We start from the raw sequence: 19,631 nt of genomic DNA, 5'->3' as shown, positions 1-19,631 counted from the left end.
CCTCACGCTTGCACCGCCAGTGCGCGGTAACACTACAAACACCGCGGCGCCCCGCTGACCGGACTCTCATTCAATGGGACTCAGACGGGCAGCGGATCTCCCATCCGCGCAAAGCAATCGAGGATGTTGCCGCCCAGGAACTGTTCCTGTTGAGGACTGGTCATCTTGGCCAGCGACGGTGAGAACAGAGCGCGGGGGGCCCGATTGCCCTCGCCGTGCGGATAATCCGAGGAGAACACCAACATCTCGGCGAGGCCGGCGAGATCGTCGCCGATCGGATTGGGGTCGCCCAGACCGGGCAGCGGGGCGGCACGCACCTGCTGGCGCACCATCTCCCCCGGCGTCCGGTCAAAGCACCACGGGCCGGCGAAGCCCAGCAAATCGCAGCGAGTCACGAAATACGGCAGCCAGCCGACGCCGATCTCCTCCGTGATGACCGTCAGCGTGGGGTGCCGCCCGAACACGCCGCCGTAGACCATCGACGCGAGCAGCATCTCCGCCGGCTGGTGTCGCATGGCGTTGGCGAACCGGAAGAACCCGCCCAGCCCGCTGCCCCTCGGGTTGTTCCAGCCCGCGTTACCCCACCCGCCGCTGAAGGCGGCGGGCGTCATGCCGACGTGCAGCACCGCGGCCATGCCCAGATCGGTCGCCGCCGACCACACCTTGTCCCAGTCGGGATGCGCCGGTGACATCCCCGAGTGCGGTTGCGCGCGAAGCCAAAACGCGCGGCTACCCAGCGCGCGCATCCGGGTCAGTTCGGCAATGGCGTTGTCCACGTCGGACCAGTCGACCATCGTCACCGGCGACATCCGGTCCGTGTAGCCGTGCAGCCTCTCGGCGTGAAAGGCGTTGCACAGTCGCATCGCCTCGCCGCTGCGCTCGCCGAGGAAATAGGACAGAATGCCGATGGCACCGGGATTTATCAGCGCGAAGTCGATGCCGGCTTCGTCGAACCAGGCCAGCCGCTGGTCGGGGGTCATCGACTCGAAGGGCGGCTCCGCCACGTTTTCCAGCGTCGCAATCTCGGAACTCGCCCGGTTTTCGGCTGGCAGGAACGCGCCGAACTCTTCTATCGGGGGGACGTCGCCGAGCGGAGTGACGTTGTAGAGGTCGCCCACGAGCGTCTCACACATGTACTGGGCGGCCGTCGGGATCACGTCCCGAAGGCCATACAGGGGATGTTCCTCGGGCGTGACCGCAACCTCGAAATGGCAATCGACGTCGATGACCTTCATGGCTACCTCGCTTCAGCATGAGCGACAGGCCCACAGGTTACATTACACATTGTAAGTTAACTAGTGGCGCGCGTAAGTGCTGACGCGCTGCGCCGGTCGTCCGATACGTCCGAACCGGTGACCATTGCCGAGAAGATCCCTGATATGGAACGGTTCCGGTTGGAACTCGGCCTCGGCAAGGGCTGATCGATGTCGCTGGGAAAGGTCACCATGCAAAACGCCGTTGGCAGGGTCGCGGGCAAGGTCGCGCTCATCACTGGGGCAGCGCGGGGTCAAGGTCGAGAGCACGCGGTCCGACTCGCCGAAGAAGGCGCCGACATCATCGCCATCGACGTGTGCGCCGACATCGACGGCGTCAACTATCCGGGTGCTACGGAAGACGATCTCGACGAGACCGATGCGCTGGTTCGGAAAACGGGCCGGCGCGTCGTGACCGCCCGGGCAGACGTGAGGGACCTCGAGGGCCTCCGCGCTGCGGTGCGGCAGGGAATGGACGAACTGGGCCGCCCCGACGTCGTCGTCGCCAACGCCGGCATCAGCGGCAGTCCCGCACCGGCGGCGCTGATCGAAGAGGCCGCCTGGCAGACGATGCTCGACATCAACCTCACCGGGGTCTGGCACACCGTCAAGGTTTCGGTGCCGCACATGTCGGATGGCCGCGGGGGGTCCATCATCCTGGTGAGCTCGATGCTGGGACTGCGTGGCGGCGGGTACATGGCCCACTACGCCGCGGCCAAGCATGGCGTCGTCGGTTTGATGAACTCACTCGCCAACGAACTCGCGCCGCAACGAATTCGAGTGAACTCGATTCATCCCGGCAACGTCCTGACGCCGATGATCGACAACGAGCAGTTCCGTCGCACCCTGAGGCCGGACCTCGCCGAGCCCACGATGGACGACGCGGCAAAGATCATCGGACAGTTCCACATGCTGCCGGTGCCGGTGATCGAGGCGCGTGCCGTCAGTAACGCGGTGTTGTTCCTCGCCTCCGACGAGTCGGAGTACATCACGGGAGCGGCTTTGCCCGTGGACGCGGGGGCCGTCGCAAAGTTCTGAGCCGGCGCGCCCGCTCGGCGGGCAACCGCCCGTCGACGGGCTGCGACCCCATTGCGGGCTAGGGTTGTCCGCTGTGGATATCAACGGAGGTAGTGCAATCGTCACAGGCGGGGCGTCGGGCATCGGCGCGGCTACCGCGCGTCAATTGGCCGACAGGGGCGCCCGAGTCGTCATCGCCGACCTGCAGGCCGAGCGTGGAGAGCAACTCGCCCACGAGATCGGCGGTGCGTTCGTCACCGTCGACGTCACCGATACTGAGCAGATCAAGGATGCCGTCAACACGGCGATGGACCTCGGGCCCCTACGCGCGCTTGTCAATTCGGCGGGCATCGGGTGGGCACAACGAACCATCGGCAAGGACGGCGAATTCGCCTCGGCACACGACCTGGACGCCTACCGGAAAGTGATCGCGATCAACCTGGTGGGCACGTTCGACTGCATCAGGCTGGCCGCCACCGCGATGAGCCGGCTCGATCCGACCGACACCGGCGAGCGCGGGGCGATCGTGAACATGACCAGTGTCGCGGCGTTCGACGGGCAGATCGGCCAAGCGGCCTACTCGTCGTCGAAGGGCGGCGTGGTCGGGCTGACTCTGCCGGTGGCCCGTGACCTCTCCGCCGTGGGGATCCGGGTCAACACCGTGGCACCCGGCCTCATCGATACGCCGATCTACGGCGAGGGCGAACACGCCGAAGCCTTCAAGGCCAAACTCGGGCAGTCGGTCCTGTTCCCCCATCGGCTCGGCCGGCCCGAAGAGCTGGCGTCGATGGTGATCGAACTGATCACCAACTCGTACATGAATGCCGAGGTGGTCCGCGTGGACGGTGGCATCCGGATGCCACCGAAGTAGCGAAACCGCTCTGCGGTCAAAGGTGGAGCTGAGGGGCTTCGAACCCCTGTCCCCCACACCGCCACGAGCGGGCATACAGAATGACCAGGCAGGATGGGCCGTAAATGGCCCCGCACGCGACGTAGCCGGGTAGCAACTGTCGTCGCCGTTCTCGTCAAGACCGTCGTCGGATCGAGTCACCACCAACGCTAACGATTTGCCGCTGTCCAGGGCCGCCGCCTCGGCGGACTATTCGAGTGACCGCCCGCCTCGCCGGTGACTCCCGTCCGCCTTCGCCGGACCCGATGGCGGACTGAGCGCAGAGAGCGGACACCGTGATGACACCGACTGTCGGGCTTATCCAACGTTTGGGTTCCAGGGTTGTGCGGACGTCAGCTCGGCGGTCCAGTGGCCGGCTTTGATGAGGGCGGCGACTTCCTCGCGGATGGTGTTGCCCAGCTTCACGGTGAGCTCGCGTGGCAGTCCCAACTGTGACGTCGCTGCCACGCCAAGGTGCTGTGTCAGCCGCGGCTCGCAGATCGGAGCGAACCGCAAGCGGGCATCGTCGACTTCGCGACGGCAGGCCGACAGTGGAAGGACGCCGTAGACGAGGCCCGCTTCGATGAGCCTCTTGGCGACTTGCAGCGAGTCGGTGCTGGTGCGGTAGCTAATGTTGACTTTCGTTCGCAAGGCGGCGTTTTGCAGGAGTGTTGCGACACCGGAAGCGGAGCGTGGGATCACGAGCGGCAGTGCGACGACGTCAATGAAGGTAACGGGCCGGGTCGGGTCGAGCTTCGAGTGGGCTCCACCGATGAGAACAAGGTCTTCTGTCAGCATCTCGCGGTAGAAGACTCGCTCGTCGGGCACCGGGTTGATCAGCGCCACGTCGACCGCACCCTTCAACATCGCTTCGACCAGCTGATCGGTGCTGCCCACCGTCACCGAGAAAACAGCGGTGGGAAAGACGGTGTTCAGGCTGTTGATCAGCGGCACCACCAGCACATCGACCGTTGTCTCTGGCAGGCCGAGGAGCACGTTGCGCTCGAGCCGCGCCAGCGGTGACCCCGCGTATTTCACCGCGAGTTCGAGCTGACGCAGCGGCGCGGCGGTCGAGGCTCGTAGTCGTTCGCCCGCCTCCGTGAGCTCCACCCCCCGGCGGGTCCGCCGGAACAGAGCGACTCCCAGGTCGTCTTCGAGCAGTTGGAGCTGCCGGCTCAACGCGGGCTGGGCGATTCCCAGCAGCCCGGCAGCTCGGGTGATCGAACCCTCTTCAGCGATCCGAAGGAAGTACTTCAGCCGGTGGGTGTCCATTGTGCTTCGAGATATACCAGCCATCTGAAAGAGGCATGACTGAACGCCGCAATCGGTATTACCTTCCCAGCTACTCGCCGCCTTATCGTCGGCAGTCAGGTGGACGGTGAGAGGATTCCCCATGACGGTCGAGGACGACGCCGCAGCGATCGCAGCTCTCAATCTGGACAGCTTGCCCAGACACATCGTGGACAAGCGGGTCACCGAGCTGATGGACCTGTCCGGCAAGAAGGCATTCGTCACCGGCGCCGGTGGCGACGGGCTCGGTCAAGCCATCGCCAATCGGCTGGCCGGCCTGGGAGCTGACGTTGCGCTGATCGGGCGGACTCTCGAGAAAGTCGAGCGCCGGGCCAAAGAGATCGAACAGCGGTGGGGTGTGAACGCGTTTCCAGTGAAGGCCGACATGTCCGACTGGGATCAGGTCCACGACGCGGTGCGTGTCGCGCGCGGCGAATTGGGCGGCTTGGACATCATGGTCAACAACCCCGTGATGGTCGTCGGCGGCCCGTTCGAGAACCACAGCAAGGAAGACATCGACCACACCGTGCTGGGCAGCCTGACCATGATGATGTACGGCGCTCATGCCGCATTGGAATTCCTTCTACCCCAGGGCTCGGGCAAGATCATCAACATCGGATCGGTCGGGGGGCGCATCCAACAGCGCGGACTCGTCGTCTACAACGCGTGCAAGTCCGGCGTCATCGGATTCACCCGCAACCTCGCCCACGAAGTGGCGCCACGCGGTGTCAACGTGCTCGGCGTCGCGCCGGGAATCATGATCAAACCGGAGATGATGCAGTACCTGCTCGACCCGCAGACTGACCAGCACCGAGCCGGGCGGGGCGCAATCCTGGAGGCCATCACCACCCAGGTGCAGCTCGGACGGGCGTCACTACCCGAAGAAGCAGCCAACATGGTCGCCTTCTTGGCATCGGAAGCCGCTGACTACCTCTGCGGGCAAACGATCGACGTCGCCGGTGGGCAGTGGATGAACTGAAGTGGCCACCCTCAACGAGATCAAGGACGCGGCCGTCGCCCAAACCGGGCTGAATCACCTCGGCGACGACTCTTTCGAAGAGGGTCTGACGATCCTGTTGACGTCGCTACGTGAGGAAGCACGCCTCAACGCGCGCGGCGAGGCCTTCATCTACGGCCGGATCACTGGATATCTAGGACAGCGTCTGCAAGTCGAGGACTGGTACCGGCGCCATCCGGAGATCGATGACGGGCCGATTCTGGCACCGGTCATCGGACTCGGACTACCCCGCACCGGGTCGACGGCGCTGTCGATGCTGCTGGCACAAGATCCCGGCGTGCGATACGTGCGACGGTGGGAATCGTCGCAGCCCTGCCCCCCACCATCCACCGTGCAGGGCGTCGACCCCCGCATCCCGCCCGACAAAGGCGAAATGTTGGGCACTCGTTATCACGTGCCCGCGGACACCCACGGACCGATGGAGTGTCACGAGCTGATGGCCCTCGACTTCAAATCGCACATCTTCCAGTCGTTCGCGCAGATACCCACCTATTCCGCGTGGTTGGTCGAGAAAGCAGACCTCGAACCCACGCTGGCCTACCAGCGCCGAGTGATGAAGCTTCTGCAATGGGGTGAACCCACCAAAGAGTGGCGGCTCAAATGCCCGTCACACGTACTGTGGCTCAACGCGGTCGACGCCGCCTTCCCAGACGCCCGATACGTGATGACCCACCGTGATCCGACCGATGTCATCCTCTCGGTGGCCGACCTCTACGCCGACATCATCGGCTCCTTCACCGATCACATAGACCGCCCCTACATTGGCCGGCTCAACGTCGATCACTGGTCGCTGGGCATGGACCGGGCACTGGAGTTTCGGGCAAGTCGAGCCGATAAAAACTTCTACGACATCGACTTCCGCGCGATGCAGGCAGACCCCATCGGTGAGGTCACCGGCTTATACCGCTGGCTCGGGAAACCCGTGACCGACGAATTCACGAACAGGATGCAGAGCTGGTGGACCCACGCCGCGGCGGAGCGTGAACCCAGTTCGCGCGCCGACTCCGACGAGTTCGGCATCGACTTCGACCTGGTCCGGCCGCGCTTCGCCCGCTACGTCGAGCACGCCCGCCGCTGGACCACCACTCACCCGCCCGCCAGCCGAGGGGAACGCAATGTCGATTGATCTCACCGGCGGCATCGACCGGTCTCGCGAATACGTGTTCGCGCAGCGCCCCGACAACCCGGAAATGCGTGACTCCGTGAGCTTTTGGACCGTGGACGACCGCGGACAGATCGGTCTGCCGCGCATCGGAATCGAGGCTGTGGCCGCCAATTGGGACAACCACGAAGCGCAGATCAACGTCGCCTTCCCCGACGGCCGCGTGTATCGCCTTCGTGAGAACGGCCCGTCCCTTCCGCCCGAGGCGCTTGACGGTAAGCCCACCGTGTTGGGTGGCGCCGGCCTGGTATTCCACTGCGTCGAGCCGTTTCAGACATGGACCATGAGTTATGAGGGCAAGGCCGTGCAGACCTCGTCGGCCGATCTTCTCACAGGCAAAACCCACGGGCCGCACGTCGATGTCGCATTCCACGTCGAGGCGAAAATGGCGGTGCCGCCGTGGATCCAGGGCACCCTTCAGCGCGACGCGGGCGACAGGATCAAGAATTCGGTTGAGGGTGCCCTGATGGGCGGCCCACGCTACGAACAGCTTTTTCGGGCCACCGGCACGGTATCTATCGCTGGTGACACCCAGGACTTCACGGGAAGTGGCTTACGAATTCGACGGCAAGGTGTGCGCAAGCTGGCCGGTTTCTGGGGCCATGCCTGGCAGTCCGCGCTGTTCCCCAGCGGCAAGGCATTCGGCTTTATCGCCTACCCGCCACGCCCCGACGGCGAACCGACGTTTAATGAGGGCTACATCTTCACCGGCGACGGCGATTTGATCCCCGCGCGCGCCGTGCAGGCCCCATGGCTCACCCGGTTGCAGGCACTTGGCGAGGACGTGTCAGTGGTCCTCGAGACAGCTGACGCCACCGTGCACATTGAAGGCGAGACGGTGTTCTCCACCCACGACATCCACCACAATGACGGCACCTTCTCGGTGCGCGCGATGAAACAAGAGCACTCGAACTTCCCGGCGCTGCAACAGGCGGGCGTCCGCTACCACTGGGACGGCGAACAGACCTACGGCATGCTCGAACGCTCCAACCCCATAGAGAATATCGATCTCGGTGACAGGCATGGTGACTGACCAGCCACCACGGGCGGATTGTCATCGGGCTCAGCACTCGCAACGCCGGAAAGGACACGCTGGCAATGGAATCGCGGTTGGCAGGCAGGGTTGCCCTAGTTACCGGCGCCGCCAGAGGCCAGGGCAGGGCCCACGCGCAACGGCTCAGTGCCGAAGGCGCCGACGTCATCCTTGTGGACATCGCGGGGCCGTTACCGGCCAGCGTGCCCTACGACTCCCCGACGCCTGACGACTTGGCGGAAACCGCACGGCTCGTGACATCCAACGGGTGCCGCGCCGTAGCTGCGAAAGTCGACACCCGCGACCTCGAGACGCTGAGTGCCGCCGTCGATAACGCCGTGGCCCAGCTCGGCGGGCTGGACGTCATCGTCGCCAATGCCGGAATCTGCTGTCCCGCACCATGGGATCAGATCACCGCCCAAGATTTCCAAGAGACCATCGACACCAACGTCGTTGGGACCTGGAACACCGTGATGGCCGGCGCACACCACATCATCGACGGCGGGCGCGGAGGCTCCATCATCTTGATCGGATCGGCCGCGGGAGTGAAGATGCAAGCATTCATGGTGCACTACACCGCCAGCAAGCATGCCATCACCGGCTTGGCGCGGGCCTTCGCCGCCGAACTCGGCCGATGTCGCATACGGGTCAACAGCCTGCATCCTGGTGCGGTCGCAAGCCCGATGACGACACCCCCGATGCGCGCAGCTTTGCAGGCCGCGACGGACGCCTACCCGCATCTGCAAGGCCTGCACAAGCCTCTACTCCCCGAGGGCATCGCCCAACCGGAAGACATCGCAGACGCCGTCGCCTGGCTGGCCTCTGACGAATCGAAATTCGTTACTGCAACCGCCGTTTCGGTGGACCTCGGCGTCGCCTACTGCTGATCCCCCGAACACGACAGAGGGAGTGAAATGCGCGGGCTGAGTGGCAAGACGTTCATCGTCGCCGGGGGCGCCACCGGTATCGGCGCCGGCACCGCCGAACGCCTGGCCAGTGAAGGAGCATCGGTCGCGGTCGCAGACATCAACGTCGCCGGGGCGGACGCCACCGTCGAGCGGATTACCGCGGCCGGTGGGCGGGCGATTGCGGTCGAATTCGACCTCGCCGACCAACAATCCATCGAGAAGCTCGTCGACCGGACCATCGCCGAGTACGGCCCAATTCACGGCCTGCACAACGTCGGTGCAGACCTCTCCGAGAACAACCTGGGCCGCGACACCACCGTGCTCGATACCGACCTCGACGTCTGGCACCGCACGCTGGACGTCAACCTGCTCGGCTACGTCCGCACCATTCGCGCGGTGCTGCCCCACCTCTTGGACCAGGGCACGGGCAGCATCGTCAACACCTCGTCCGGCGGCTCCCTGGGCACCGATCCGATGCACGTTGCCTACAACGCCACCAAGGCGGCCGTCAACCAGCTGACCCGGCACGTCGCCAACAACTGGGGCGCCAAGGGCATCCGGTGCAACGGGGTCATGCCCGGACTGGTGATGGGCGAGACCCAGGTGCGACAAAACGATCAGCAGATGCAGCAGATGTTCCTGATGGCCGCCAAGACCACCCGGCTCGGTCGTCCCGCCGACCTGGCAGCCATCACGGCTTTCCTGCTCTCCGATGAAGGCGAGTGGATCAACGGCCAGGTCTGGTACATCGGCGGCGCATCCCACATGCGCCAATAACCCAAGATTGCGCGAATAGACATCACGCGTCGCCACCCCCAGCCGCGAAAATCCACGCGGGCAAGACTCAGCGTCGTCCATAGCGAGGCCGACTTGATGACAGACTCAGCAACCGTCGACGAGATCACCTGCTCCGCACACATAATCAACAACCGTCACCAACGCGTCGCGCGGGTACAACTAGGCCCTGTGGGCAAGCTTTGCGACCCAGCCGTGGGAATAGACTTGGCGGTTAGTTCGCTTGTACCGGAGGCGGCGACCGGGACCGGATCTGCTTTCAGGAAATAGCAAGAGGCACCGGCACGTGCGGCGCTGTAGCTCGTTAAACCGAAGTTATGCAGTGGATCTTCACGTCGACAAACTTGCGAAGGTGGTAGTTGGCATGATGTTTGACTTCAACGCCCAGTACGTCGCTACGCGGCGGTCATGTGCAAGGAGCGCTGCATGATCAGCGCACGAGAATTGATGCGCGCCCACATTCGTAACCTCCAGAACGACTTCGCCGCGTGGCGCGCGCTCTTCGCCGACGACGCCGTGATGGAGTTTGCTTTCGGCGCGAGCGCAGGTGTGGCTAGTCCTTGCCGGGGCATCGATGAGATTGCCGCGAGCGTCAAAGGCTTTCTAGACTCGGTCCAGGATTTTAAGATTAGCGGAGTGATCATTTATCAGATCGAGGGCGATGACGCTGTCATCGCCGAGTTCTCAGGGACAGCCAACGTCGCCGCAACGGGGCGAACCTATAATCAAGACTATATTGTGTATCTACGTGCCCAAGACGGAAAAATCATCCACGTCCGTGAATATTTCGACCCCGCACGTACTGTCGCCGCATTCAGGGCGTGATCCGACGCTTCGCGTCGGGAACGAGAGACCGATGACGGGCGGTCGTCGTGGCCCCATAGCCGGGAAAGCTTACCGGTTTCCCAGGGGACTGGAGCCAGGTCGCGCTGAGCGCTCGACGATGTTTCGGTGTCCGACTTTCGCTATGTTCCCGACCACTAGGCACAATAATCGCCAGGAGATGCATCGGGCGTCATGAATCATGCTGAGTTATAACATAATTCGGAATAGCGCGCTGACTTCGATGCGATGAAAGTCGCACGGGTTCCGGTTCAGGACGACTCTCGGAAACGACTACAGACTCTCGCGAAGTAACTGACTGAAGGCGTACCGGGGCGAAACCAGGCTGTTAACAGCGAGATTTCGAGCGCATGCCTCCGCTGCACGCGCCCTGATCGATGGTCTCATTCTGACGAGTGGTGGAGGTCGAGAAGGCGCGTGATTGACGCTAGGGCGTCCAAATGTTCATCGGTTGAGCGCAGACCTGCATTCATCGTGTTGATCGTCACGTGACTGGCACCCGCGGCTCGCCACGCCTCGAGCTGACGATCGACATCATGGGGATCGCCATTCCACTGCACGCGTCCTTCCATTCTTATGGTGGTGGGGTCGCGGCCTGCCTCGATGGCGCTGTGCTGGATGACGTCTCGGGCGCTGTTGAGTTCTTGCCCAGGCTGCACGAGCGGGAACCACCCGTCGGCACAGCGGCCGACCCGCCGGTAGGCCCGCGGTGAGGTGGCACCCAGCCAAACCGGAATAGGGCGTTGCGTAGGTTGCGGAGCCAGACCCGCGCCCGTCACCCTGTGGTACTCCTCATGGAATGTGACACTGGGCTGCGTCCACAACGCGCGTAGCAGTCCGATCTGTTCCTCGATTCGACGCCCCCGATTAGTAAAATCGGCTCCGAGAGCCTCATATTCCACAGCGTTCCAGCCCAGTCCGACGCCCAGCCGCAGCCGGCCGCCGCTGAGCACGTCAACTTCGGCGGCCTGCTTAGCCACCAATGCCGTCTGACGCTGTGGCAGTATCAAAACGCCAGTGACCAACTGCAGCTGGGTGGTGAGCGCTGCTATATAGCCGAACAAGACGAACGGCTCGTGAAATGTGCTGTCAACGTCATACACGCCGTCCCAGCCAAAGTGAACTGCCGGATCAGCACCCAGCACGTGCTCGTAGGCCAGCATGTGGTCAAACCCCAGCGCTTCCACCTGTTCGCAGTAGGTGCGAACGCTGAGAGGATCGACGGCAATTTCCGTCTGTGGGAATATCACTCCAACCCGCATGGTCCCTCTCTCTGTCACTTGCGCATCTCTCTTGTGGTCGGTACGCGACGTCAGGTCGCCTCAGCTCCCCGAACGTCGCGGCAGCGGATTTCCAAGGAAAACGAAATCGGGATCGTATCGCTGCTTCAGCTTTCGAAGTCGATCCGCGTTTGGGCCGTACGCGTGAGCAATCTGTTCGTGGTCATCAGGGTTGAGCAGGCTCGGGTATCCGCCGGGCAGCGCCTCTACAGCCAATTCGTTCGCCAAGCGGTCGGCCCAAGCGCGGTGGGGCGCAGGGCTGTCAGCGGGCTCCCATCCCGGGGCAATTTCGACCAAGTGGTGTCTCTGGCGCTGACCAAACGCAGTGGACTCGACGGGAATGCGAGTAGCGGCACCGTGAAAATCATGAATGTAGACACTCGCGGACGAAGAGGGAATGAAGTTCCCTGCATCGATGAGCGCCGCGATGGCACCGGGTGTGAAGGTGCGCAGCGAGCGAGTGCGCACCGCGTAATGACGCCCAGCGACCATGCGGGCGTCGAATGTCGCGATTAGGTCCGCATAGTTCATAGTGGTGACCTGTGACAACAGCGGCGTGCCGAAGTGATGCAGTGTTTCGATGTGCTCTCCGCCACTGGACTCCTCGCCGCTCCAGACCGGGCACAGGAACAGAGTGGGATTACCGTCGGGATCACCGAGAATGCCTGTCGCCACGCTCAATTCGTCCGGTGCCGTCGGCATCACATCGTTGAGCCGGCTCCAGACGTCGGCCGCCTGCGCCCAAGGATAGACAATCAAACCTCCCAGCACCGTTGTCATCTCGTGCAGCTGCAGCGTCGCCGACGTCACCACTCCGAAATTGCCGCCACCGCCACGGATCGCCCAATACAGGTCGGGTTCATGCTGAGCACTGGCCATTACGCGACGCCCGTCGCCTAATATCACCTCGGCGCCAAGCAAATTGTCCAACGCCAATCCGAAACGACCGCTCAGCGGCCCATACCCACCGCCGAGTGTGAGCCCCATCATCCCCACCGTCCCGCAAATGCCGGTCGCGACAACTCCACCCTGCCCGATCGTCGCTGCGATCACGTCGCAGGCAAGAACGCCACCACCCACGTTCACCGCGCCTCCGTTACGGTCGACGTCGACGCGCTTCAGATCGCTCAAATCAATGACCAATCCCTGATCGCGTACAGACCGCCCTGCCACGTCGTGCCCGCCACCAAGGACTGAAAGTCCTACACCGTGCTCCACTGCCGCGCGGACAGTCAACGAGACTTCGTGTGCGGATGCAGGGCGAACAAGGATCGCCGGTGCCGCGGTCACGGCCCCGTTCCAAAGCCGTTGACACACCGCACGTGCCGCCGGCGAGACCACTCGGTCGTCAGGGAGCCGTCGTCGCAACTCCGCCGCACACGCCACGATCGGCGATACGTTAGTCACTCAGCACCTCTTTTGTCCCGCCGTCTAGGCCTTGGCGTCCATCGGCTGATTTGTATCCGCCTCGCTAAAGACGGCCAGCCTGGGCCGTCGGGTCGGTAGTTGCCCACGACCGCGTTTGCACCTCAGTCGCCCGCGGGGCGACTCTACGAACCCAGAAGGCTGCCTAGGTCGTTCTCGAGTTCACCGCGCTGCTGGAGGCCATGCGCAATGAGATCAGCCAGCCGTGAGCGAGTGGCTGGCCACTCGATGGTGCGGTAAAACTCGGCGAGACTGTCGGCGAGATCGCTGCCATCGGACACCGAGGCCCGGTTGTTGACTAACTTCTTGGCAAGGGCCTGAGCACCGGGCGGGAACGACGCTATCCGACGGGCGAGCCGGTCGACGAACGACGAGAGATCGGCGTCCGGGATCGCGCGATTGATCCAGCCGTACTTCTCAGCTAGGACTGCGTCATAGTCATCACTGCCGACGATGACCTCCAAGGCACGTGAGCGGCCCGTCAGCGCGGTTAAAGCTTCGATCCCGCCGCCACCGGGTACCAGTCCGCAACCGACCTCCGGCTGACACAAAATGGCACGCTCGATGCTGGCGAAGCGTAGGTCACAGGCCAATACAAACTCGCTTCCGACACCACGCGCTCGCCCTCGAAGCTCAGTGATGCTGATGAACGGTGCGCGCCGGAGGCGGTAGGCGATATCGGGCCACGCCGGCAGACCCGTCGGGCCCGGGTCGTTTGGCACTTCGTGAGCACGGACTACGTCGAAATGAGCGATGAAGTAGTCCTCATCGGCACTGTCGAACACAACCACCCGCAGGTTCGGATCGGCCTCGAAAGCGTCCATGAGCGTTCGAAGCGCTTTGATCATTTCGGGATCAAGCAAATTGAGCGGTGGGTTGTCGATCGTGACCCGCACGTAACCGGGGGCCGCTTCCGTTAGGCGCAGTGGGCCGTTGTTGTCTATGGACATGACAGCAGGCTACCAGATACGTTCGGACTCGTATCAAGTTGTGAAATAACAGTTTTAGCGGCGTCCATCGGCTTTGAATGACGTCAATTGGCTACTTCGATCGCACCGTTGAGCGTTCACCGCACAACTCCCATCGAGGCACCGATACCACGTATTACATTGCACGGCAGTGCCTTTCGCCAGCCAAGGCAGATCGCACTTCGGTGTCGACACCGGCGCCAATGCGCCGGTCGCCTACCTGACGACGTTGATCCCTTGTAACCCAAGGCTTTAGGGAGCCCGCCCAGGACTTGGGATCAACGGTTACGCCGCACTTACATTTTCTGAGCGGGGTAATCACCATCCGCTATAACTCGCTATGCATGCGAGTTCCGGTGCCGCGTTGCGGTGCCCTTGGCGTCATCGGACGGGAGGCACCTCGGCAGTCGGCAGCGACGTTCGTCAGCACGGCACACGTCGCATGTTCTGTCCGCAGCGCTTTGCACTCGAACCAGGCTTGGTGCCCTTTCAATCGTTGAAGACTTCCTGGAGCTTCTCACCGCGAGTCAGCGGCAAACACGACACTCATCTGCTCAGGTGCTTAAACCATCGTCGAGGCCTCGTTTTCCACCTGGACCAGGTCCTCGGCGCATTCCGCGCTCCCTCGGGCTTTTAACGTGAAGTTGCGCAGCATCCTTGACATCAGCTCGACTTCCGTCACGCCACCCTCTCCGCCGCGCGCGGTGTGAATCTCGTTGACTCGTCGTTCACATCTTTGTGCGCGATCAGCTCCATGGCTGTCCGGGAAGTGTCTCGACGGCGCTCACTTGAGGAGAAGCCCTGCGTCCAATGGCAACGTGGTGCCGGTGACATAGCGACCGGACTGGTTGCATAAGTAGACCATCGCCTCGGTGACATCAGAGGTTTCGATTGCCTCCACCGGAATCAAGTTCCTGAATGCCGCCGCGAATTCTGGATGCTCGGTGGCGTACGTCCCCACCGCGTCGTTTTGGATCATGGTTGTGGCGACCCCCGTCGGGTGGACCGAATTGACTCGGATATTCTTCTCCGCCAAGGTAGTTGCAAAGTAGCGCATCAACCCGATCACACCGTGCTTTGCTGCTGTGTAGCCTGCCAGGCCTGGGTTTCGCGTATTGAAGCTCCGTCCCAGCGATACAAATCCTGCCGCGGAGCTGGTGATGACGATCGCGCCTCCGTCACCGTGCTTTAGCAGCCACGGCAGAGCCGCTTCAACCGTAAAATAGACGCCGTTAAGCATGACGTCGATTGCATCGAGGTAAGCGTGCATCGTCGGCTGCGTGGGGCCGAGACCCGAACCTATGCCCGCGTTGGCGATGACAAAGTCGAGCCGGCCGAGCTCGTCAACAGCGTTGGTGAGCACCGACTGAAGACGTGCGAAGTCCCGCACGTCGGCAGGCTCGGCCACGATCCGGCGTCCCGTCTTCTCGACTAGGTTGATCGTCTCATCGAGATCCTCACGTGTAGCCAAGGGATAGTGCACGGTATCGATCTGTTCACAGATGTCGACAGCGATAATGTCGGCGCCTTCTTCTGCAAACCGCACGGCGTGACTACGGCCCTGCCCCCTTGCAGCGCCGGTGATGAAAGCAACCTTCCCCTCGAAGCACCCTGTCATGAAAAACCCCTTTGCTCGAATTACGGTGAACAACGCAACTTGATGTCCTGATGCGGTCACCTCGTTGGTAGCCTGCGAGCTAAAATCCCTTCTTGGCTCGATCAACGTTTCGATCCAGGCGGTCGTTCAATGCTGCAGAGCTCGTTGCGGCACTTGTCTTCTGAGAAATCCTTGCTGGAGCCGGTCACCCGGCTTGCTGTTCATCCGCTGAGTGCGCGACATGGCACATACCTACTCCCGAGATCATGTGGCGTTTGTCAAACCATCGGCGCCACGCGTTCCTCGATGCCGAGAAGTGCCTTGCCGTACACCTCATAACCGACGACCGCATTGAGGGCGGCATGCCGCGCGGCTGTGTTGGCGTCTCGCCAGAACCGCTGCATCGGATTGGCCTCGGCGAAGCTGGCGGCTCCGTGGACATTGAGTAACGTATTGAGCGCCTTCAGCACTAGCTGAACAGCGTGCGCGCATTGTGCTCGCATGCGCGCGCGTGCGCTGTACCCGACGGAGCGACCTTGGGCCGCCGCAGTGTCGAGCTGATCCGCCACATCGTAAGCGTGCAGGCGTGCGCTGTACAGCTGCATTTTGGCCTCCGCGATCTGGATCTGCACACCGGTGGAGTCGCTTTGGCGCGGAAAGACGGTGTTATGCAGCGGTTTACCTGCCGCATTAGAGCAGACCAAATCTAGTGCCGCTTGGCCCACGCCAAGCAAGGGGCCTACCAGGCCCGACGCCCCGATCGGTCCCAGCGGGAGGCGATATAGCGCCGTGTCGGCGGATGGTGAATTCTCGGTCAGGGCATCCAGGGGAATCATCCTGTGCTTTGGTACGAACAGATCCCGTGTTACCAGGGTGTTGCTCGCGGTTCCACGCATCCCTACCACATGCCAGGTGTCCTCCACCGTGAACTCGCTTGCCGGCATCAGGCAATAGGTGCCGGTGGTTTGGCCGGATTCGTCGGTAGTCGCGGCCGTGACCGAGAACCAATCCGCGTGTGTGCAGCCGGACGCGAAACCCCAGCGACCGCTGACATATATCCCGTTCTGTCCCATGCGAGCCGGAACGGGCTCGCTGCCCCCGGCAAGGCGCGCATCCGGATTAACGCCAAATATCTCGCTTTGCAGCTTCTGTGAACCTCGCGCGACCACCCACGCCGCAGTCGCGTTGACGGTCACCACCCACGCCGCGGACGCGTCCGCCTGGCCGAGAATCTCGGTGACAGCCAGTAGCGTTCGTTGAGTCGCCTCGTAGCCCCCGAACCGCATTGGTTTGTGGATGCGAAACATCCCGGCTTCAGTCAGGGCACTGATCACCCGATCGTCGAGTCTGCGGTTGATCTCCCCGGTCGTAGCGTGCGCTTGGAGCAGCGGCTTCAGCTCTCCTGCTCGGGATACCAAATCCTGGTGAACCGGCACGCCGACGGGGTCGGCGGTCGCTGATTCCTCAATCATGAGACCTCCATCATGTTGCAGTGCACTGAATTTCGGACAGAGATCGACGTTGCAAGCATGGTTTGGTGTTGCGCGATAGTGTGTTTGCCTCAAGTTCGGTTACGGGCATGGATAGCGATCTGCTTTCCAAGGTCGCGCTCGACGCCATCGGCTTGCTGCAAACCGTGTGCGAATAAGTCGCGAATGAGCACTTGGGCGTCCGGCCGGCCAGCCGTCTCGAAGAATGCCGTCAGAGCCGGGGCCAATTCCGCCGATTCAGGCAGGGTGGGGCCGTCGACGAACTGCTTGGTACGAGCTATCGCGGTCTGGTCGAATCCGGCGATACGCCAGGCGAACGCATGAACCTCGTCCTCAATGTCGGCATCGGGTATCACTCGATTGACGTAGCCGTACTGAGCAGCCCTAGCAGCATCGAGGTCCTCGGCGCCCAAAAGGATTTCTAGTGCACGCCCCCGTCCGACAAGACGGCTCAGCCGAGCCATCGGCCCTCCACCGGGCACTGCGCCGACGCCGACCTCGAAGTGCCCGAGAATAGCCCTCTCCGAGGCGAACCGGATATCGGTCGCGAGCGCGAACTCGCTCCCTGCGCCGCGCGCACGACCTCGCAGGACGGAGATTGTCGCGACGGGAAGCTTGCTCAAGCGCACCAGATTGTCGAGATAGGGGTGTAGGCCAGTTGGCCCGGGCGGCATGGCAGCTAGACGTGTCTTGTCTGCCAGCAGATCCCAATGGGCCATGAAGAAATCTGGGTTGTCGCTGCGGAAGACCATTACTCGCAGCTGAACGTCATGGGTGGCGAGATCTACGAGTTCGCCGAGCTGGTGAATCGTGTCAACGTCTATGAGGTTCACGGGTCCATTGTTGAAGGTGATTCGCCAGTATGCCGGCGAGACAGTGTCGATGGAGAACTGGTCGCTGCTCACAACGAACACGATAGGCGACTGACTTTAATTTTGCAATCCAGTAGGTTAGGGTGGTTGATAACACAGCGGCGAGTGAGAGTAGGTGGAGCACATGGCGTCGGCCGTCCTTGGCGACGAGGTGGTCTGTTCGGTGGAGCGAGCAGTCCATGTGCTCGGTGCACGGTGGACGCCGCTGATCCTGCGCGAGCTCTACTACGGATGCACCCGCTTCGATGAGATACGGCAGCGCCTGGGTATCGCCACGAACCTCCTCACGACTCGTCTTGGCGACCTCGTCGAGAGCGGTGTGATTGAACGGGTGCCGTACAAGGATGGGCACGCGCGAACGCGACACGAGTATCGCTTGACCGCTGCCGGTCGTGACACCCTTCTTATCCTCGGGGCATTGCAACAGTGGGGCGATCGGCACCAGCCGCGCACCAAGGGGCCGTCGGTTCTGCGGCGCCGGCGGGGCGGTGGCGGTCAGCTACGTGTGGCGTTTGTGGATGAGGAAGGTCGTGAAGTTGCGCTTGACGACGTTGAGATGGTCCCGGCCAATTGACTTTTCGGAGAGGTGAGGCAGCCTGCTAGGCGGATCCGCCGACTTAAATGGAAGCAGGCTGCACTACGTCAACGGTGGTATGGGCGACCCATTGGCGGTTCTGTCTGGTTAGTCGCGAACCTGGTGGCAGTTTCACAAGATCGTGCCGGCATGCGCCCGGCAGCATCGCGTCATCGCTGTCGAGTTGCACGAAATGGGCGGCCCAACAAACCAGTACCCGCTATGACGGGAAGAGGACGACCCGCGAAGTTTACGAGCTACGTACCTGCCCTCGGCTACGGGGTGGGGATCGCGGTGAGGAGCGGCTACTCGCAGGCGTGTTCCGCTTCCTCATTGACATCCGACGGACCCGCAAAGCGATCCAGCGGTGAGTTCCCTCCCATTCTTTCTCCGTGCTCGTGGGGATGGCCTTGCGCTCCAGGACCCTCTGGCTGAAGTTGCCGCAGGCTTGCCTGTGCCTCGGCAAATCGCCCGATAACGCCGACCCTGCAGAACTTCGACTATGTGCGATCAGTTCTGTTCTCCGCGCACGGGCGATGACCAGATGCTCAGGCCGTCGGTTTCAGCACCTGATGCCTGTCGGCGGTGCCCAGTTCGACCGCGCGCCGGTTGGCCACTTCGAGATCGCCTGCAGGATCCGCGGTGAGCATTGAGGGCTGGAAGCGCAGCTCGTCGATCTCGGTCACGCCGGCCTGATTCAGCCAGGCGCGCAGATAGGTGGAGTGGTAATCCACGCCGAAGGCCGCGGGAACGCCTTGCGCGTAGACGCCGGAGGTCAACACAAGAGTTGCGTGCTTGTTCTCGAGCAGCCCGTAGTAGCCCGTTTGCGGATCGAGCCCCCACAGCAAGCCGGGCTGGTGGATGAGATCGATGTAGTGCTTCAGACGATAGGGGATGCCACCATTCCACATCGGCACAGCAAAAAGATAGCGATCTGCGGAGATGAAACGTTCAGCGATCTCGACAACCTGATCCCATGCCGTCTGTTGCAAATCTGGACCGCGCCCGGCGATGACGTTCATCTTGGCCGCTGCCTTTTCGCCGTCAAAGGCTGGGAGGACGGTGTCCCACAACTCAAGCGTGTCGACTTCGATATCTGAGTTCTTGGCGCGTAAAGCGTTCAGGTAGGAGGTGGCGATCTGGATCGACTCCGAATCGGCCTTGCGCGGCGAGGCCTGGATGAACAGCAGCTTGGTCATTGTAATTCCCTCACGATC

General features: G+C 62.6%; 18 protein-coding genes. 9 read left to right on the top strand and 9 right to left on the bottom strand.

Annotation, left to right across the window (positions count from 1 at the left end; translation table 11 throughout):
• Window positions 1-80: 80 nt before the first annotated feature.
• Complete coding sequence (locus tag G6N56_RS25580; protein WP_085255074.1) at window positions 81-1,235, bottom strand: amidohydrolase family protein; 1,155 nt, start codon at window positions 1,233-1,235, stop codon at window positions 81-83.
• A gap of 210 nt (window positions 1,236-1,445) precedes the next feature.
• Between G6N56_RS25580 and G6N56_RS25575 the strand changes: the two genes are divergently transcribed.
• Both G6N56_RS25575 and G6N56_RS25570 read left to right on the top strand, forming a co-directional pair.
• Window positions 1,446-2,291, top strand: a complete 846-nt coding sequence (locus G6N56_RS25575) for a mycofactocin-coupled SDR family oxidoreductase (protein WP_085255175.1) — start codon at window positions 1,446-1,448, stop codon at window positions 2,289-2,291.
• Between the two features lie 73 nt (window positions 2,292-2,364).
• Window positions 2,365-3,141, top strand: coding sequence for an SDR family NAD(P)-dependent oxidoreductase (locus G6N56_RS25570; protein ID WP_085255075.1), 777 nt, complete (start codon window positions 2,365-2,367; stop codon window positions 3,139-3,141).
• A gap of 336 nt (window positions 3,142-3,477) precedes the next feature.
• Here G6N56_RS25570 and G6N56_RS25565 read toward each other — a convergent pair whose 3' ends face one another.
• On the bottom strand, window positions 3,478-4,431 hold the full coding sequence (locus tag G6N56_RS25565) for a LysR family transcriptional regulator (RefSeq protein WP_085255076.1): 954 nt from the start codon (window positions 4,429-4,431) through the stop codon (window positions 3,478-3,480).
• A gap of 121 nt (window positions 4,432-4,552) precedes the next feature.
• On the opposite strand from G6N56_RS25565, the gene G6N56_RS25560 reads away from it, so the two are divergent.
• From G6N56_RS25560 to G6N56_RS25535, 6 genes are all read left to right on the top strand, one after another.
• Complete coding sequence (locus tag G6N56_RS25560; RefSeq protein ID WP_085255077.1) at window positions 4,553-5,428, top strand: SDR family NAD(P)-dependent oxidoreductase; 876 nt, start codon at window positions 4,553-4,555, stop codon at window positions 5,426-5,428.
• Window position 5,429: 1 nt separating this feature from the next.
• Entirely contained in the window at window positions 5,430-6,593 is a 1,164-nt protein-coding gene (locus G6N56_RS25555; RefSeq protein WP_085255078.1) for a sulfotransferase family protein, read from the top strand.
• On the top strand, window positions 6,583-7,662 hold the full coding sequence (locus G6N56_RS25550; RefSeq protein WP_085255079.1) for a DUF7064 domain-containing protein: 1,080 nt from the start codon (window positions 6,583-6,585) through the stop codon (window positions 7,660-7,662). The genes G6N56_RS25555 and G6N56_RS25550 overlap by 11 nt, the downstream gene beginning before the upstream one ends.
• Window positions 7,663-7,727: 65 nt before the next feature.
• Window positions 7,728-8,549, top strand: coding sequence for a mycofactocin-coupled SDR family oxidoreductase (locus tag G6N56_RS25545; protein ID WP_085255080.1), 822 nt, complete (start codon window positions 7,728-7,730; stop codon window positions 8,547-8,549).
• Window positions 8,550-8,576: 27 nt separating this feature from the next.
• Window positions 8,577-9,347: an SDR family NAD(P)-dependent oxidoreductase gene (locus G6N56_RS25540; protein ID WP_085255081.1), complete on the top strand. Its 771-nt coding sequence runs from the start codon at window positions 8,577-8,579 to the stop codon at window positions 9,345-9,347.
• Window positions 9,348-9,791: 444 nt separating this feature from the next.
• A complete protein-coding gene (locus tag G6N56_RS25535) occupies window positions 9,792-10,190 on the top strand; it encodes a nuclear transport factor 2 family protein (RefSeq protein ID WP_158090709.1) in 399 nt (132 codons plus the stop codon).
• Between the two features lie 401 nt (window positions 10,191-10,591).
• Here the strand turns inward: G6N56_RS25535 and G6N56_RS25530 are convergent, their stop codons facing one another.
• The 6 genes from G6N56_RS25530 to G6N56_RS25505 form a co-directional block, all read right to left on the bottom strand.
• Window positions 10,592-11,470 (bottom strand): LLM class F420-dependent oxidoreductase, encoded by an 879-nt coding sequence (locus tag G6N56_RS25530; protein ID WP_085255176.1) that lies wholly within the window; start codon window positions 11,468-11,470, stop codon window positions 10,592-10,594.
• Between the two features lie 60 nt (window positions 11,471-11,530).
• Complete coding sequence (locus tag G6N56_RS25525; protein ID WP_158090710.1) at window positions 11,531-12,778, bottom strand: FAD-binding oxidoreductase; 1,248 nt, start codon at window positions 12,776-12,778, stop codon at window positions 11,531-11,533.
• Between the two features lie 260 nt (window positions 12,779-13,038).
• On the bottom strand, window positions 13,039-13,863 hold the full coding sequence (locus G6N56_RS25520; RefSeq protein ID WP_085255084.1) for an enoyl-CoA hydratase/isomerase family protein: 825 nt from the start codon (window positions 13,861-13,863) through the stop codon (window positions 13,039-13,041).
• Between the two features lie 802 nt (window positions 13,864-14,665).
• A complete protein-coding gene (locus G6N56_RS25515) occupies window positions 14,666-15,499 on the bottom strand; it encodes a mycofactocin-coupled SDR family oxidoreductase (protein WP_085255085.1) in 834 nt (277 codons plus the stop codon).
• Window positions 15,500-15,756: 257 nt separating this feature from the next.
• Window positions 15,757-16,950: an acyl-CoA dehydrogenase family protein gene (locus tag G6N56_RS25510; protein ID WP_085255086.1), complete on the bottom strand. Its 1,194-nt coding sequence runs from the start codon at window positions 16,948-16,950 to the stop codon at window positions 15,757-15,759.
• An 89-nt stretch (window positions 16,951-17,039) separates the two neighbouring features.
• Complete coding sequence (locus G6N56_RS25505) at window positions 17,040-17,873, bottom strand: enoyl-CoA hydratase/isomerase family protein (RefSeq protein WP_085255177.1); 834 nt, start codon at window positions 17,871-17,873, stop codon at window positions 17,040-17,042.
• A 91-nt stretch (window positions 17,874-17,964) separates the two neighbouring features.
• On the opposite strand from G6N56_RS25505, the gene G6N56_RS25500 reads away from it, so the two are divergent.
• A complete protein-coding gene (locus G6N56_RS25500) occupies window positions 17,965-18,414 on the top strand; it encodes a winged helix-turn-helix transcriptional regulator (protein ID WP_085255178.1) in 450 nt (149 codons plus the stop codon).
• A gap of 548 nt (window positions 18,415-18,962) precedes the next feature.
• Here the strand turns inward: G6N56_RS25500 and G6N56_RS25495 are convergent.
• Entirely contained in the window at window positions 18,963-19,613 is a 651-nt protein-coding gene (locus tag G6N56_RS25495; protein ID WP_085255087.1) for an FMN-dependent NADH-azoreductase, read from the bottom strand.
• Window positions 19,614-19,631 lie beyond the last annotated feature (18 nt).

Origin of the sequence: Mycobacterium saskatchewanense (assembly GCF_010729105.1) — a bacterium.
Lineage (GTDB): Bacteria > Actinomycetota > Actinomycetes > Mycobacteriales > Mycobacteriaceae > Mycobacterium > Mycobacterium saskatchewanense.
The sequence above is the reverse complement of the archived record's forward strand: the minus strand, read 5'-3'. Positions and strand labels throughout refer to the sequence as shown.